A 15,935-nucleotide genomic window follows, 5' to 3' on the forward strand; every position below is an offset into this window, starting at 1 on the left:
TTCCAGTCACACCAGTAGTTCCAGTAGCCCCAGTCACACCAGTAGCTCCGGTAACGCCAGTAGAGCCAGTAGCTCCGATATCACCAGTAGCCCCAGTTACACCAGTAGTTCCAGTCACACCAGTCACACCAGTAGCCCCAGTTACACCAGTAGTTCCAGTAGCCCCAGTCACACCAGTAGTTCCAGTAGCTCCTGTAATACCTGTAGCGCCAGTTATACCCGTAGCGCCAGTAGAACCAGTAGCACCAGTAGTTCCAGTAACACCAGTCACACCAATAGTTCCAGTAGCCCCAGTTACACCAGTAGTTCCAGTAACACCCGTAGCTCCGGTAACGCCAGTAGAGCCAGTAGAACCGGTAGCCCCAGTTACACCAGTAGTTCCAGTAACACCCGTAGCTCCGGTAACGCCAGTAGAGCCAGTAGAGCCAGTAGAACCGGTAGCCCCAGTTACACCAGTAGTTCCAGTCACACCAGTAGCTCCGGTAACGCCAGTAGAGCCAGTAGCTCCGATATCACCAGTAGCGCCAGTCACACCAGTAGTTCCAGTAGCACCCGTAGCGCCAGTAGAACCGGTAGCCCCAGTAGAACCTGTGGTTCCAGTTACACCAGTAACACCCGTAGCCCCAGTAACACCCGTAGCGCCAGTAGAACCTGTGGTTCCAGTTACCCCCGTAGCGCCAGTAGAACCAGTAGTTCCAGTAACACCAGTAGCGCCAGTAGAACCAGTAGTTCCAGTAACACCAGTAGCGCCGATAGCCCCAGTAGTTCCAGTAGCACCAGTAGCTCCGGTAACGCCAGTAGAGCCAGTAGAGCCAGTAGCGCCGATGGCCCCAGTAACACCCGTAGCTCCAGTAGAGCCAGTAGCGCCGATGGCCCCAGTAACACCCGTAGCGCCAGTAGAACCAGTAGTTCCAGTAACACCCGTAGCCCCAGTAGAACCTGTGGTTCCAGTTACACCAGAAACACCCGTAGCGCCAGTAGCACCCGCAGTTCCAGTAGCCCCAGTAGAACCGGTAGCCCCAGAAACACCCGTAGCCCCAGTAGCACCAGTAGAACCAGTAGTTCCAGTAGCACCCGTAGCGCCAGTAGAACCTGTGGTTCCAGTTACACCAGAAACACCCGTAGCGCCAGTAGAACCGGTAGCCCCAGTAGAACCGGTAGCCCCAGAAACACCCGTAGCGCCAGTAGAACCAGTAGTTCCAGTAACACCCGTAGCTCCGGTAACACCAGTAGCGCCAGTAGCGCCAGTAGTGCCAGTAGCCCCAGTAACGCCTGTAGCGCCAGTAGAACCGGTAGTCCCAGTAACCCCCGTAGCGCCAGTAGCCCCAGTAATACCACCAGTAGTTCCGGTAGGTTTTACAGGCCAAACTGGACAACTTGGAATAGGCCCAGTTCTACAACAACAAGGAAAAGAATTACATTTACTACATACTCGTTTTAGATAATTTCCAAAATGCAAAGTCTCACCTCCTCTCTCAAATATCGTATTCCGAGAATTGATAGAGGAGGTAGACACATAACTATTTACTAATAGTAAATAGTAGGTTTGTTAATAAAGCTTGAAGATTCATAATGTCCTGCTAAATACTAATGGGTAATTTTTTGTCCTATTTATTCTAGCGATAGAATTACTGGCAATCAGTCTGATTAGACTTTAAGGTTTGCTCGAAATACTTTTTATTGTGTAAAACCTTTGCGTCGTTTGGGATAAAGGAGCCGGCTAATTCATTGTGTGCGTTTGCGAGTTCGTATTGTTGAAGACGGTCAAATAGAACACAAAGCTGTAGGTGAGGAAGCCAAGTTGAGAAGCTTTTATTTTGAAAAGGAGCGTTAGGATTTTGTTTAATGATAAGTGCTTGTTCGTACCAGAAAATAGCTTCATAATTCTTATATTGCTCCATGAAATGATAACCTAGTCGACAACAGGCCTCAGGGCGGGGTACATCATATTCAAAGCTTCTTAATATAGCACTAAAATTGTTTTCTGGATCATTTAAATTTGAATAGCAATCCGCTAATTTAAAGCAAGCACGAATATTATCTTCCACCCAGCCTAGCTTTGACGTTAAAAATAATTCGTAATAGTAAATGGCTTCTTCAAATTGACTATGATCTAGTAACTCATTGGCAAAATAAAATGTATCTCGTGGTGATAATGTTTCACCAGATTCAACTAATGTCTTATAAATCGTAATATTACGTGAATGGTCATGACTTAATGGTAAGTGACTAACCGCTATATCGCTATCGATTAATTCGCCACCTACTTCCAAATATTCGTGGACAGCACCAATCCATTGGAAGCTTTTTTCTTTCTTTACTAGTCGGTTTCTTCTTATTAAAGCATCTACATTTCCTTCACTATCGAAGCTAAGATTGTAATTCATTGAAACGGCATCAATAGTAGGGGAAAGAGAATTCTTTAACGCCTTAAATTTTTCTTGATCTTCTTCTAAAAAAACATCGTCTGCATCTAACCAAAGAATGTAATCCATCGTTGCTTGCTGAAAGGCATAGTTTCTGGCAGCGGCAAAATGATGGATCCATTCAAAATCAAAAATTCTATCTGTAAATTGAGCAACAATTTGTTTTGTTCGATCTGTTGAACCAGTATCTACAATATTGATTTCATCTACTAAACCTTTAACAGATTCAAGACATCTTCCGATGACATCTTCTTCATTTTTCACAATCATACATAAGCTGATGGAAACCACATTTTATTCCTCCTTACCATTATCCTTGTAATATATGTATAGAAGGAAGTATTGGCTGGATGAATACAATTGAATTGTGAAATGTATTTTTATGGTTTGTCATAAATTTACCTTTCAAGTTTCACCCGAATTTCACAATTGTGAAGTATAGTAAAGGGGCAGAGGTGATAACGTTGAAAAAATGGGCATTCTTCATTTTTTCTTTACTACAAATAGTTTGGTTAGCGGGTTGTACTGAAAAATCGTATGAATCGATTGAGCGTGATCGAAATTTTATAGCTTCATTAAATATTCAAGAGCCATCATTGGACTTTATTGATGAAAATGGGCATGTATTAGCGAAGTGGTTATTTGATAGAGCTTACTCAGGAGCAACATTGCTAGGGGATGATCAAGTTCTCTTATACGGACACCAATTAAATACCATCGACGTCTATACACTATCTACTGGAGAAAAGCTCTATTCTCAAAAAGTAGAGGTTGGTACAACGAATGTGTATTATGATGATAATATCAAGCAATTTTTTATAACGAATAGTAAAACTAATACAGTGACAAGCTTTGATCATGAAGGAAACGTGCTGGCCTCCAAGCGGGTAGGTAATTATCCTATGTCAATGGCATCGTATAAGGATAAGCTGTATGTGATAAATTTCAAAGATACAAAATTATCTGTTTTAAATATGAAGGATTTACAAATTGAACAGGAGTGGCCGATACAAAAATCTTCACATGGAATAGCCATTGTAGACGAGACTCATGAACTTTGGATAGGTGGCCATGGAGAAGGAAGTAAGCCAAATAGTTCGGTTAAAAAATATGATTTGAGCAGTGGTCAATTGCATGGTGAAATAAACATGCCATTGATGCCAGTAGGGTTAAAAAAAACAAAGGATGCTGTACTTGTTGTCAGTCATGGTCATAATGAGTTATATGTTGCTGACTTTGATGGTCATATAAAATGGCAACAGGAAGTAGGGGCAAACCCTTTTGTGGTCAATCAATTTAAAGACTATATTGTTGTCGCCGGCTATGACGATCACAAATTGCACTTTATAAAAGATGGCCAGAAGGAAAAAACAGTTGATGTCGGGAAAGGTGCTTTTCAGCTGTTAGTAAGGGAGGAAAAACAATGACAACTGTATTAATAGTTGATGATGAGCAAGATATGCGGAACCTAATAGAAATGATGCTCAATAACTCTGATATTGAAACATTTACTGCTGCGAGTGGTACTGAGGCATACGATATAATTGTACGTGAGAAAATTGATTTAGTGCTGCTTGATGTAATGATGCCGCATGAGGATGGCTTTGTTGTGTGTCAAAGTATACGGGCTATGTCCAATGTTCCGATTATATTCCTGACAGCACGTGACGCCAATGATGACAAAGTGAAGGGTCTTACACTTGGTGGTGATGATTATATTGTTAAACCATTTACACATGATGAACTAGTCGCTAGAATTTACGCAGTATTAAGAAGAAGTGGTGCAAATATTGCAGAGCTACAGCAAAAATATGTTGTATTTGGCCCCATTAAAATAGATGAAATAGCACGTAAAGTATCGGTCGATGGAAAAAGTATCCCCCTTACTTTAAAAGAATTTGAACTACTCCATTTATTTATGAAAAATCCGGGAAATGCCTATACACGTGAGCAATTATTAGAACGCATTTGGGATATTGATTATGTAGGTGGGACTCGAACTGTCGACACTCATATAAAAACCTTACGCATCAAGCTTGGAAAGGAAGCGGCTGCACATATTCAAACGGTCTGGGGAGTCGGCTACCGCTTTGATCCTGGCGAATGAAAAAGATAGCCACACGTATTTGGTTGTTAATTTTTGCATTTTTAATTATTACTGTTGTTTTTATGTATGTCCTCACGAATTTTTTATACCAACGCTTATATGTACAAGATACCGAAGATACAATGGTTGAGGTTGGCCTAAAGCTACAGACAATGTATAACAATGGAAAGGTAACGGATGAATTTATTGCAGACATTGAACGTTTTAACGATTATTCAAATTTAAATATATTTGCGGTAAGAAATCCACGTGAATTAAGTGCCTGTGTTCCATTTGATATAGATTATGAAACATTAATTGGACCTGAAGAAAGACAGAAATTACTTTCTGGTAGTTATGTGCAAAAAATAGGCTATGAACCTCGTTTCGATCGACAGCTAATTTCTGTCGTCTTGCCCCTTGTCGATCAAAATAGATTAGAAGGAATCATTTACATTTATTTCCCTCTAGCCAAAATTAGTGAATTAGCTAATAGTGGGGTGATTCTGTTATTTATTAGTGCTTTCATTTTTTTAGTGGTTGTAAGCTATTTAATTTATAAAGGTATTCGGCATATTATGCGACCATTAAACGATTTGCAACTTGCGGTGGAACAGATGTCCTACGGGAATTATGAGACACGTGTACCTGTAAATTCGCGAGATGAAATCGGTAAATTATCAAGCACCTTTAATAAAATGGCAGAGGCAATCCAGCAAGAGGATGAAGCACAAAAAACATTTTTAGCGACTGTTTCTCATGAGTTACGAACACCAATTAGCTATGTAAAGGGCTATAGTGAAGCAATGCAAAATGGCATCATCACAGAAAATCAAAAAGAGGAAACGATTCAGCTTATTGTTCGTGAGGCTAATCGAATGGAGAGGTTGACGAACGAATTACTTCAACTTGCCAGAACTGAAAATGAACAAACAGACATTGTAGTGTATCCAATTCCTCTGGGAGAGACTTTACGAGAGGTTCAAAAAATCTTAACACATCAAGCTGATAAAAAGAACATAACATTACATTTAGATGTGGACGATGCTTTAATTATTCAAGCAGATGAGGTAAAGCTTAAACAAATTTTCATAAATATTATTGAAAATGCTATTAATTACTCGTATGAAAATTCGAAGGTTGAAATGGTTGCTCTTGAAAAGAATGGAAGTGCACAAATCACCATCAAAGATTATGGAATCGGCATCCCACAAGAGGATATATCACACGTAACAGAGCGATTCTACCGTGTTAACAAGGCGCGGAGTCGAGCAGATGGCGGTAGTGGACTAGGTTTATCGATTGTAGAGCAATTATTAAAACAGCTACAGGGAAGATTGGAAATAAAAAGTATTATTGAAAAAGGCACAATCGTTAAAATTACATTGCCATTAATGGAGGATTAAAAAATGAAAAAATGGTTATTTGCACTAATTGCGGTTCCTGCCTTATTGGTAGGCTGTGGAGAAAAAAAAGAAGAGGCTTTACCGGAGCCAGAAGTTCCACAAATACCGGAAGTTGAAATTTTAACACCAAAAGAAGTACCACTTAATGAAACAATTGAGCTAGCGGCCCATGTTGAGCAGGGTGGTAAAAATGTTGATGACGCTGTAGTAGAGTTTGAGGTGTGGGAATCAGGGAAACGTGATGAAGGACAAATGATTGATGGAAAATTAGACAAAGATGGCGTATATAAAGCGACAACTACATTTGATCATGATGGGGTTTATTATATGTATGCGCATACAACAGCAAATGGTGTTCATAACATGCCTAAGCAAGAAATTCTTGCAGGAAGTCCCGATATGACACAAGTTTTGCCAGAAGATGAAAAGAGCAATAACAGTATGGATAATAACATGATGAACCATGATAATGGCACTTCTGACGATACTGATCAGACTGAAGAAAAAAAAGATGAAGAAAATCATCATTAAACACTTGCAATTTTTTTAAAATAGGAATATGATAATGACCAGATGACCGGAATGGTTTTCTGGTCATTTTTATGAAAGTGTACTTTTGATGTACATAACCTAACAAGAAAGGGTGTTACTAATGGATCGTAGGCAGGAAATTCTTGAAGCAGCTGCAAAATCTTTCACATTGTTTGGCTACAAAGCAACAACAATGGAGCAAGTGGCAAAGATAGCTAATGTCGGTAAAGGTACGATTTATACATTCTTTGCAAATAAAGAGATTTTATTTCAGGAAATCGCTATGTCACTAGTTCGAGAGATGAAGGGTGAAGCGGATGCAGTGTTGGATGCATCAGCAAGCTTTATGGATAATGCACATAATGCTTTAATGAAAATGCTACAGTTCCGTGAAAAACATCTTTTATTTGCGAAGTTAATAGAGGAAGAAAAAGAACTACGTACACCAGCTGTTAAACAGGTGCTCCTACGCATCGAGACAGAAATTTTATCGTATGTTGCAGAGTTAATTCAGCGACGTATTAATAAAGGTGAAATTAGAGATTGTGATGCAGAGCTGGTTAGTTACTTACTATTAAAGGCCTATCTTGCATTTGTTGTCGATTGGCATGAGTTACACGGTGATGTGATCCCTGAAGAGAAGATTCTTAATCTTTTCAAGGAGACAATCTTTCGAGGTTTAATTCTAACTTGATTCGATTTCGATATTCACTAAAGTGTCGAATCAAGTGTTCTTTTTGCAAAGGTTGAAGGGTTTATATTTTTTTTGAACAAAAATGACTGAATGACGTTTTCGGTCAAATAGTTTAGGAGTGAGGATATTATATGATTAAAGCTGAGTGGCTGAAGATCTTTAAAACAAGAAAAATGCTTGTTTCCATCATTGCTGTATTATTTATTCCAGTAATGTATGCGGGTATGTTTTTATGGGCGTTTTGGGATCCTTATGCAGGGCTTCCTAATCTTCCAGTAGCTGTTGTTAATGAGGATACTGGTGCTGAGATGGATGACGTAAAATTAGACTTAGGGGATACCTTAGTTGATAAGTTGATAGATAGCGAGCAGTTTAACTTTATAGAGGTCTCAAAAGAAGAAGCCGAAAAAGGTTTAAATAGCCGTGATTATTATATGATTCTAGAAATTCCAACAAATTTCTCTGAGCATGCTACAACATTATTAGATGACAAACCATCAAAATTGGTTATGAATTACATTCCAAACGAAGGGCTTAACTTCCTTGGTGCACAAATTGGTGAGACTGCAATGGATCGTGTCCGTGCAGAAGTGAATTCACAAGTTTCAGCAACTTACGCTGAAAAATTATTTGATTCTATCGCAACACTTGGTGATGGCTTTACAGAAGCCGCTGATGGCTCTAATAAGCTTGATGAAGGTGCCCAAAAAGTTGCGAACGGTGCAAAAGATTTAAAAGGTTATCTTGAACAGCTAGCATCAAGTACAGTTGAACTATCAAATGGTACAGATAAATTAACAAAAGGTGCTGGAGATGCTGCAAAAGGTGCGAATGATTTATCTAGTGGTTTAGTTAAACTTCAAGATGGTACAGTACAATTACAACAAGGTGCTCAGCAAGCTGCCAATGGTGCAACTAGCCTTGAGCAAGGATTATCACAATATACACAAGGTGTTGCTAAAGTTGGCGCAGGTTTAAACACTTTAAATGATAAACAGCAACAAATTAGTGCAGGTGCAGCTTCTATTGCTGAAAATGCAGGTGCATTAAATGGTGCAGCCAACCAATTAACCGCTGGTTCTGCTAAGGTAGAAGCAGGTATTACAGCGTTATCCAACCAGTTACAAACAATGATGGCTTCAATGCCAGAGGAACAAGCAGCGGCATTAAAGCAAACATTAGCAGAGCTACAAGCAGGTAGTGCTAGTGTGCACAACGGTTTAACATCATTATCTACAGGTACAGAAAAATTACAAGCTGGTGCTAATCAAGTAAGCTCAGGTGCAGGTCAAATTGCAGCAGGGCAAGCTGAGGTGCTAGCAGGTGCTAATGCTCTAACAGCAAAAAGTAATGCTTTAGTGGAAGGTGCCAAAGGTCTACAAGCAGGTAATGCAACATTAGCTGCAAAATTAGGGGAACTAAATGCGGGTGTGAATACAGCTGTAACAGGCTCTAAAACATTGGCATCTGGTTTAAATGAGTTAGCGAATGGTACAACGACATTAAATCAAGGTACATCTACCCTTGCTTCAAAATCTGGTGAGCTAGCACAAGGTTCTGCAACACTTGCAGATGGTTCTACAGAACTTGCTGACGGTACGTCTACATTATCAGGCAAATTAGGTGAGGCAAGTGAAAAAGCAAATGAAGTAAAAGCTAATCAAGACACTTACGACATGGTAGGTAGTCCAGTTGAAGTTGAAAAAGAATCAGTCAACCATGTTCCTAACTATGGTACAGGTTTTGCACCATACTTTATTTCTCTAGGTTTATTCGTAGGTGCATTATTAATTTCAATTGTGTTCCCACTTGTTGAACCAGCTATTCGACCAAAAAATGGTGCATCTTGGTTCACAAGTAAAGTGACTGTTTTAGCAGTCGTAGGTTTAGTGCAAACAGTACTAACAGTAGTTATTGTTAAATGGGGTCTAGGACTTGAAGTCAATAACATGGGCTACTTTATCTTAACAGCATTATTAACAAGCTATGTATTTTTAGCATTAATCCAAATGCTTGTTTCGATCTTTGGTGATCCAGGACGTTTCATGGCAATTGTTGTATTGATTTTACAATTAACAACAAGTGCAGGTACTTTCCCACTTGAATTAATTCCATCACCATTACAAGTATTTAACAAACTATTACCGATGACTTATACGGTTCAAGCATTTAAATCAAGCATTTCTACTGGCGATACGTCATTCTTAATGCAAAACTATGGAGTTTTAGCTGGCTTCTTAGTAGCATTCTTAGCCATCACATTCGGTTATTTCATGCTACTGCATAACAAACGTTACTCTAAAATAGCTGAGGAAAACTAAAATAGTTGAAGCACTCACCAACTGAGGTGGGTGCTTTATTTGATTTTAAACGCCAAAAAACAACAGCTGATATGAGCGTATCAGCTGTTGTTTTGTAAGTGTAAGAGATTTAATTAAAGGTTCATCATAATATGATGAAGTTGTCATTATGACTACGTGTGGGGCACGTAAATGACAATTACAGAATAGGCAAATGCTTATAGGTGGTTACATTTTTCACAAGTGTTGCAGTAGCATTCACTTTGTTCTTCAATTTTTTCACCGCACTCTGTACATTGCTTAGCAGGTAAATTCTTGAAAAATTCAACTACGTTTTCTAACATTGTGGACTCCTCCTTTAAGTTCATCTGTACTATTACTGTTCTGATATTTTCTAGTGTATTATAACAGATGCTTTTCGTCAACACAAAATGCCTAATTTGCGTTAAAATAAATATGGATATTTTGTGAAGGAGGAAACGTAAACTATGATTTTCGTTGATAATAAAGGGATCCATGATCCGCGTGTTAACCTTGCTATTGAGGAGTATTTACTTAAAACAATGGATGTTGAAAAGGAGCCAGTGCTACTTTTCTATATTAACCAGCCGTCCATCATTATTGGTAAAAATCAAAATACCATTGAAGAAATTAATACGGATTATGTAGAGGATAATGACATTATTGTTGTTCGCCGTTTGTCTGGTGGTGGAGCCGTGTACCATGATTTAGGAAATCTTAATTTCAGTTTTATTACAAACGATGATGGCGATAGCTTTATGAATTATAAAAAATTCACGCAGCCAGTAGTAGATGCTTTGGCAAAAATGGGTGTGAATGCAGAGCTTTCAGGACGTAATGATATTCTTGCAGAGGGGCGTAAAGTTTCTGGAAATGCCCAGTTTTCTACACGAGGCCGTATGTTCAGCCATGGTACGTTGATGTTTGATACTGAAATAGATGCCGTTGTGTCAGCCTTGAAAGTCAAAAAGGATAAGATTGAATCTAAAGGAATTAAATCCATTCGTTCTCGAGTTGCAAACATTTCGGAGTTTTTAAAAGAGAAGATGTCGATTGAAGAATTTCGTCTTGAAATTTTAAAATCCATTTTCGGTGGCGAAGCAAACATTCGTTATTATGAACTGACGGATCAAGATTGGGAAAATATTCATAAGCTTTCAGCAGAACGCTATCAAACATGGGAATGGAATTATGGTAAATCACCGCGCTTTAATATTCAAAAGACGCACCGTTTCCCAACAGGAGGCATTGATATTCGCCTTGAAGTTAATCATGGTGTCATTGAAGAGGCACATATTTTTGGTGATTTCTTTGGTGTAGGGGATATGACTGATATAGAACAACGCTTAGTTGGGACAAACCATGATAGAACGGCTATAGCAGAAGCATTAGCAGATATTGATATTCCTACATATTTTGGTGGAATTTCAACAGAAGACTTTTTACAATTAATTTATTAAGAAAAATTCGATTTCATGTAATGATTTAGCCTAAAGGTTCGCTGACAATTATGTCGTCGAACCTTTTTTTGATACAATATAGTTAGAAAGGAGTGTTGATATGGAAAAGCATCGAATATTCATAGTTGAAGATGATGTGAAGATTGCATCATTACTAGCGGAAACGCTTAGAAAATATCAATACGAAGTTGAAACCATTCAAGAATTTGATCATCTTATAGAAGAATTTACAGCATTTAATCCACATATGGTGCTGCTTGATATAAATTTACCTTCATATGATGGCTACTATTGGTGCCGTCAGCTACGTCAACATACAACGTGTCCGATTATTTTTATTTCTGCTCGCTCAGGGGAAATGGACCAAATTTTTGCACTTGAAAATGGGGGCGATGATTTTATTACAAAGCCCTTTAATTATGAAATTGTCTTGGCTAAAATTCGTAGTCATTTGCGTCGTACATATGGTGAGTATGCTACAAGGCAAGAGGAGCGGACAATTAAGCAAGGGCAGCTTATTCTTCATTTAGAGAGGATGGAGCTGCATAAAAATGATTTAGAAATCCCACTCCAGAAAAAAGAGTGCATTATTTTAGAATTGCTTATGGGGAATGCCCCGAAAGTAGTAACACGGGAGCAACTATTAGAGGAACTTTGGGATGATCAAGCATTTGTCGATGAAAATACGTTGAATGTGAATATGACTCGCGTCCGTAAAAAATTAGCGGATTATCAAATTGCATCAACTATTGAAACTGTGCGTGGCGCAGGCTATCGATTCATATTGAGTGCAGGTGAATTATAGTGGGCTGGAAATTATTTTTACGTGATTATGCATCATTTATTGTATTTCAGCTCTTATTAGTTGGCTTCATCATGGTCTTATATGGACTAGATGGATTCAGAAATATCGATACAGCTATATATTCCTTTTGTATCAGTCTTGTGCTGCTCTGTTCATTTTTACTTGTTCGCTATTTAATGCGGCAACGTTATTTGTTGAAAATATCCCAGCTACCAACAGCCATGGAGGATGTGTTACAAAAAAACGCCAAAACGCCAGAAGCAATGCAATCAGAGAAATATATGCATGAGCTATATCGACTCTATCAACATGAGCTGCATTCATTATACGCTAGTCAAAAACGTCATGATCAATTTATGAATCAGTGGGTGCATCAGATGAAAACACCCATATCTGTTATAGAGTTACTGCTGCAGGATGATCGTCCTCTTGATAAGAAAAATGTACAGGAGGAAATTGATCGTTTACGTAGAGGCTTAGACATGGTGCTTGTAAATGCACGATTAGAAAACTTCGAAGATGATATGCAAGTAGAACAGGTTGCATTAAAGTCCATAGTGACTGCAACTGTTAATGAGAATAAACGTTTATTTATTACGAAAAGAGTATTCCCTGAAATTCATATTGAAGATGATCTTATTGTGGCGAGTGATTCGAAATGGCTTCGCTTCATTCTCGGTCAGTTTGTAACCAATGCAGTGAAATACACATTTGAAGCCAATAAAAAAATAGTCATTTCTGCTATTAAAAAGGATGATTATGTACAGCTAGCCATTTGCGATGAGGGAATTGGTATTCCAGCTTCTGACCTTTCACGTGTTACGAAGGCCTTTTTTACTGGTGAAAATGGGCGGAAAACAGGAGAGTCTACTGGGATGGGCCTTTATTTAGCCAAGGAAATTTGCGAGAAGCTTGGACATGAATTGGCTATTTCATCAGAGGTAGGAAAAGGGACGATTGTTACAGTGACTTTTACAAATTAGGGGGAGCTAGGATGACAGAAGTAAGCATTGAAGGCTGGCTATTAAATATCGATAAAGAGAAAACAAAGTCTCTTTTTATGACACATTTGCAAGAGGGCGATCAAGTATCTTATCAAAATTTCGTCATGGCAAATGAAGTGCTAAATGAAGATCTACTGCATTTTTCAAATATCCTTGGGTTAAACTTACAACAACCAACATTATTAAATGCGTTTCCTGTTGATGGTCAACAGATTATGTATAGTGGACATTACACTGTATATGGTGACATTCTCGAGGGAGAAATGGATGCCTGGGATGTCATTATAGGAGAGTATTGTTTTAGTTTGGTAGCGGAAGAGTCCGTTTTAGGATTAACAGAGCCCCATTTTCAAATCGGCTTTGAAGTTGTATTACAGTGGCTTTTACCGCAATCATTAGAATTAATGAAGAAATAAGGTGAATTTAGCATGCCTATATTACAAATTAAAGATGTGACAAAAGTTTATGAAGGCAAGGTCACACATCGTGCCTTAAATCAATTGAGCTTTGAGGTGGAAGAAGGCGAATTTTTAGCAGTTATGGGCCCTTCCGGAAGTGGTAAAACAACATTATTGAATATTATTTCTACTATTGATGAACCAACGAGTGGAGAGATAATTTTAGATGGCATGAATCCTCATAAGCTTAATGCAACGGAGCTAGCCTACTTTAGAAGAAGGCAGCTAGGCTTTGTCTTTCAGGACTTCAATCTTCTGCATATGCTAACAGTTGAGGAGAATATTGTGTTGCCGTTAACATTGGACCAGCAACCATTAGAGGTAATGGAGGAACGGCTGGCTAATATTGTCGATAAGTTAGATTTGACACCCTTCTTGCACAAGCGTCCAAATGAAATTTCGGGTGGACAAGCACAGAGAACAGCCATAGGTCGAGCACTTATTCATAACCCAAGTCTCATTTTAGCAGATGAGCCAACAGGGAATTTAGATTCGAATTCTTCACGAGATGTACTTGAACTTTTAACGAAAGTAAATAAAGATAAACGCACGACGATTGTGATGGTCACGCATGATCCAATTGCAGCAAGTTACTGTGATCGAGTGCTATTCATAAAAGATGGCGAATTTTTCAATGAAATTTATCGAGATGACCGTCGTCAAATGTTTTTCCAACGTATATTAAATGTTTTGAGCTTACTAGGAGGAGGGCAAGTAGGTGACCTTTCGACAATTCGCTTACCGTAATGTCGTACGGAACAGCCGGATATATGGTGCCTTTTTCATGGCGAGCTTTTTTTCTGTGGCTGTATTTTTTATCTATTCAATGCTGATGTTTCATCCTGATATTGAACGCGGAATATTAGGAGAAGTATCACTTATTGGCATGGTGGGTGCTGAAATTGTACTCGTCCTTTTTACGTTATTCTTTTTATACTATTCTATGAGTGCCTTTTTAGAGGCTAGATCACATGAATTTGCGATGTTATTGCATCTAGGAATGGAAAAGCGTCAGATGAATAAACTTGTCTTTCTTGAGACAATGATTATTGGGGCAGGCTCCATTATTGTAGGAATTGTTTTTGGCTTTTCTTTTTCAAAATTCTTTTTCATGATTGTACGGGAAATTTTACATTTGGATGAGTTACCATTGTATGTTTCTTGGCAGCCATTCCTACTGACAATAGGCGTATTCACAAGTGCCTTTGTCGTCATTTCTTTTATTAGTGTATATTTTACACGAGAGAGGAAATTACGAGATCTAATTAAAGGTAGCGATTATTTAAATAGTTTAACAACCTATTCCAAAATTCGGGCTATATACGGTATTACTTTAATTTTAGGGACGTATATTCTCGCGTTTGTTGTAGGACATACGTCTTTAATAGGACTCACGCTATTAATACCATTTTCAGCAACATTTGGTACTTATTATTTTTTCAGCGATTCCGTTCCGTGTTTTTTAGACTTAGCACGAGGTAAACGTAAATTTCATTGGCAACGCTATCGTCTGCTCTCACTAGCTGAGCAAACTCATATTATGATGGATAATGTGAAAATGTTTTTTGTTGTTACTATGGTTTCCACACTCGCATTTTTATCTGTAGGTGTATTAGCGACAATGTCTTCTTACACAACCCAATATGATCGTTTAAATCCATTGGGTTTAGTTTATAAGGGCGATATTGATAATCCTTTTGAGCGAGAGCATATAAATTCTTTGCGTCTGCAATTAGAAGAGAAGGGGTTATCCTATCAGCTGTCCCGCTTTGTTGTTGTTAAGCAAACATCTTCTTTCACGCAAAATGAAGTAGAGGTTTTTCGTGAGTCTGATATGAATGTCTTGCTATCTTCCTATAGCTATCCACTTCTAAATCTTGATTCCGGTGAAGCGGTATTTATTCCTTATTCAGAGGATTCACTAAAAAAATTAAAAAATAGAGTTGTGCATACAGTGCTTGAAGAAAATTCGATACCAATTACGATTGATAGTGTTTATCCTAAGATTGTATTTCCTGGTTCAATTGTAAGCGTCAACTCGATCGTTATTAGTGATGAAGATTTTGCAAAGCTTATTCTTCCTATTTCTGAGAAAAACATTATTCAACCAAGCTATCATTTATTTACATTTGTTATTCCACAGTGGATGGAAACGAAGGAAGTCGGTAAGGACATCGATTATTTAGAATCCAATTTATATTTTCTTAAAAAGGATAAATTCAGTCCATTTTACTTTGAAAATGCCGGTTTAAATTATTCTTATATATTAGCTACCTACTCATTATTTACATTAGTGGGAGTTCTAGTGGCTACCGTATTCTTACTGGCTGCAGGAAGCTTTATCTATTTTAAATTGCATACATCACTAGAGAGAGAAAAGCGTAAATTTGATGTTTTAATGCGTATGGGTTTAACGGATATAGAGTTAAAGAAGCTTGTTAACCGCCATTTATTTCCTCAATTTTTCTTACCATGGGGCGTTGCTATGATGCACAGTGCCTTTGCGTTTCTAATGGTACAGGGCATTTTGAAAGATATCGCGAATATTTCTATTGTAAAAGAAGTATTCTTTGCTTTTGGCTTTTTTGTATTAATTCAAGTAGTGTATTTTTATTTAATTCGTTGGCGATACATTTCTCATATTCGTTCGTAATGTATTTGTTTAAAAGAGAAAAAAATGAATTATTTAACGTAATTTATGACATGAAATAAAAAGACTGATTGTTTTTTACATATATTTCTTA

14 protein-coding genes and 1 pseudogene are annotated in these 15,935 nt (G+C 38.1%); 12 read left to right on the forward strand and 3 right to left on the reverse strand.

Features of this window, described 5'->3' with window-relative positions; translation table 11 throughout:
• Positions 1-1,459, reverse strand: a pseudogene (locus tag KVT27_RS14875) (collagen-like protein); the annotation flags it as partial.
• Between the two features lie 169 nt (positions 1,460-1,628).
• On the reverse strand, positions 1,629-2,717 hold the full coding sequence (locus KVT27_RS14880; RefSeq protein ID WP_217581533.1) for a glycosyltransferase family 2 protein: 1,089 nt from the start codon (positions 2,715-2,717) through the stop codon (positions 1,629-1,631).
• A gap of 140 nt (positions 2,718-2,857) precedes the next feature.
• On the opposite strand from KVT27_RS14880, the gene KVT27_RS14885 reads away from it, so the two are divergent.
• The 6 genes from KVT27_RS14885 (at position 2,858) to KVT27_RS14910 (ending at position 9,464) form a co-directional block, all read left to right on the forward strand.
• Positions 2,858-3,853 (forward strand): YncE family protein, encoded by a 996-nt coding sequence (locus tag KVT27_RS14885; protein WP_191967648.1) that lies wholly within the window; start codon positions 2,858-2,860, stop codon positions 3,851-3,853.
• Positions 3,850-4,533, forward strand: coding sequence for a response regulator transcription factor (locus KVT27_RS14890; RefSeq protein ID WP_008173305.1), 684 nt, complete (start codon positions 3,850-3,852; stop codon positions 4,531-4,533). The genes KVT27_RS14885 and KVT27_RS14890 overlap by 4 nt, the downstream gene beginning before the upstream one ends.
• Entirely contained in the window at positions 4,530-5,918 is a 1,389-nt protein-coding gene (locus tag KVT27_RS14895; RefSeq protein WP_008173302.1) for a sensor histidine kinase, read from the forward strand. The genes KVT27_RS14890 and KVT27_RS14895 overlap by 4 nt, the downstream gene beginning before the upstream one ends.
• A gap of 3 nt (positions 5,919-5,921) precedes the next feature.
• Positions 5,922-6,449, forward strand: a complete 528-nt coding sequence (locus KVT27_RS14900; RefSeq protein WP_008173300.1) for a FixH family protein — start codon at positions 5,922-5,924, stop codon at positions 6,447-6,449.
• Positions 6,450-6,570: 121 nt separating this feature from the next.
• Positions 6,571-7,143: a TetR/AcrR family transcriptional regulator gene (locus KVT27_RS14905; protein WP_008173298.1), complete on the forward strand. Its 573-nt coding sequence runs from the start codon at positions 6,571-6,573 to the stop codon at positions 7,141-7,143.
• Positions 7,144-7,274: 131 nt separating this feature from the next.
• Complete coding sequence (locus KVT27_RS14910) at positions 7,275-9,464, forward strand: YhgE/Pip domain-containing protein (RefSeq protein ID WP_036120290.1); 2,190 nt, start codon at positions 7,275-7,277, stop codon at positions 9,462-9,464.
• A gap of 197 nt (positions 9,465-9,661) precedes the next feature.
• Here KVT27_RS14910 and yhfH read toward each other — a convergent pair whose 3' ends face one another.
• A complete protein-coding gene (gene yhfH, locus KVT27_RS14915) occupies positions 9,662-9,787 on the reverse strand; it encodes a protein YhfH (RefSeq protein ID WP_008173294.1) in 126 nt (41 codons plus the stop codon).
• Positions 9,788-9,931: 144 nt separating this feature from the next.
• Here yhfH and lplA point away from each other — a divergent pair, with 144 nt between their 5' ends.
• The 6 genes from lplA to KVT27_RS14945 all read left to right on the forward strand — a co-directional run bounded on the left by lplA (position 9,932) and on the right by KVT27_RS14945 (position 15,844).
• A complete protein-coding gene (gene lplA, locus KVT27_RS14920) occupies positions 9,932-10,924 on the forward strand; it encodes a lipoate--protein ligase (RefSeq protein WP_036145682.1) in 993 nt (330 codons plus the stop codon).
• 100 nt (positions 10,925-11,024) lie between these two features.
• Positions 11,025-11,729: a response regulator transcription factor gene (locus KVT27_RS14925; protein WP_036120286.1), complete on the forward strand. Its 705-nt coding sequence runs from the start codon at positions 11,025-11,027 to the stop codon at positions 11,727-11,729.
• Positions 11,729-12,712: a sensor histidine kinase gene (locus KVT27_RS14930; RefSeq protein ID WP_036120285.1), complete on the forward strand. Its 984-nt coding sequence runs from the start codon at positions 11,729-11,731 to the stop codon at positions 12,710-12,712. Before KVT27_RS14925 ends, KVT27_RS14930 begins: the two co-directional genes overlap by 1 nt.
• Before the next feature lie 11 nt (positions 12,713-12,723).
• Complete coding sequence (locus KVT27_RS14935; protein ID WP_208705211.1) at positions 12,724-13,149, forward strand: hypothetical protein; 426 nt, start codon at positions 12,724-12,726, stop codon at positions 13,147-13,149.
• A gap of 12 nt (positions 13,150-13,161) precedes the next feature.
• Positions 13,162-13,938: an ABC transporter ATP-binding protein gene (locus tag KVT27_RS14940; RefSeq protein ID WP_025116535.1), complete on the forward strand. Its 777-nt coding sequence runs from the start codon at positions 13,162-13,164 to the stop codon at positions 13,936-13,938.
• Positions 13,910-15,844, forward strand: coding sequence for an FtsX-like permease family protein (locus tag KVT27_RS14945; protein ID WP_036120280.1), 1,935 nt, complete (start codon positions 13,910-13,912; stop codon positions 15,842-15,844). The genes KVT27_RS14940 and KVT27_RS14945 overlap by 29 nt, the downstream gene beginning before the upstream one ends.
• Positions 15,845-15,935 lie beyond the last annotated feature (91 nt).

The organism is Lysinibacillus sp. GbtcB16, assembly GCF_019091145.1.
Lineage (GTDB): Bacteria > Bacillota > Bacilli > Bacillales_A > Planococcaceae > Lysinibacillus > Lysinibacillus fusiformis.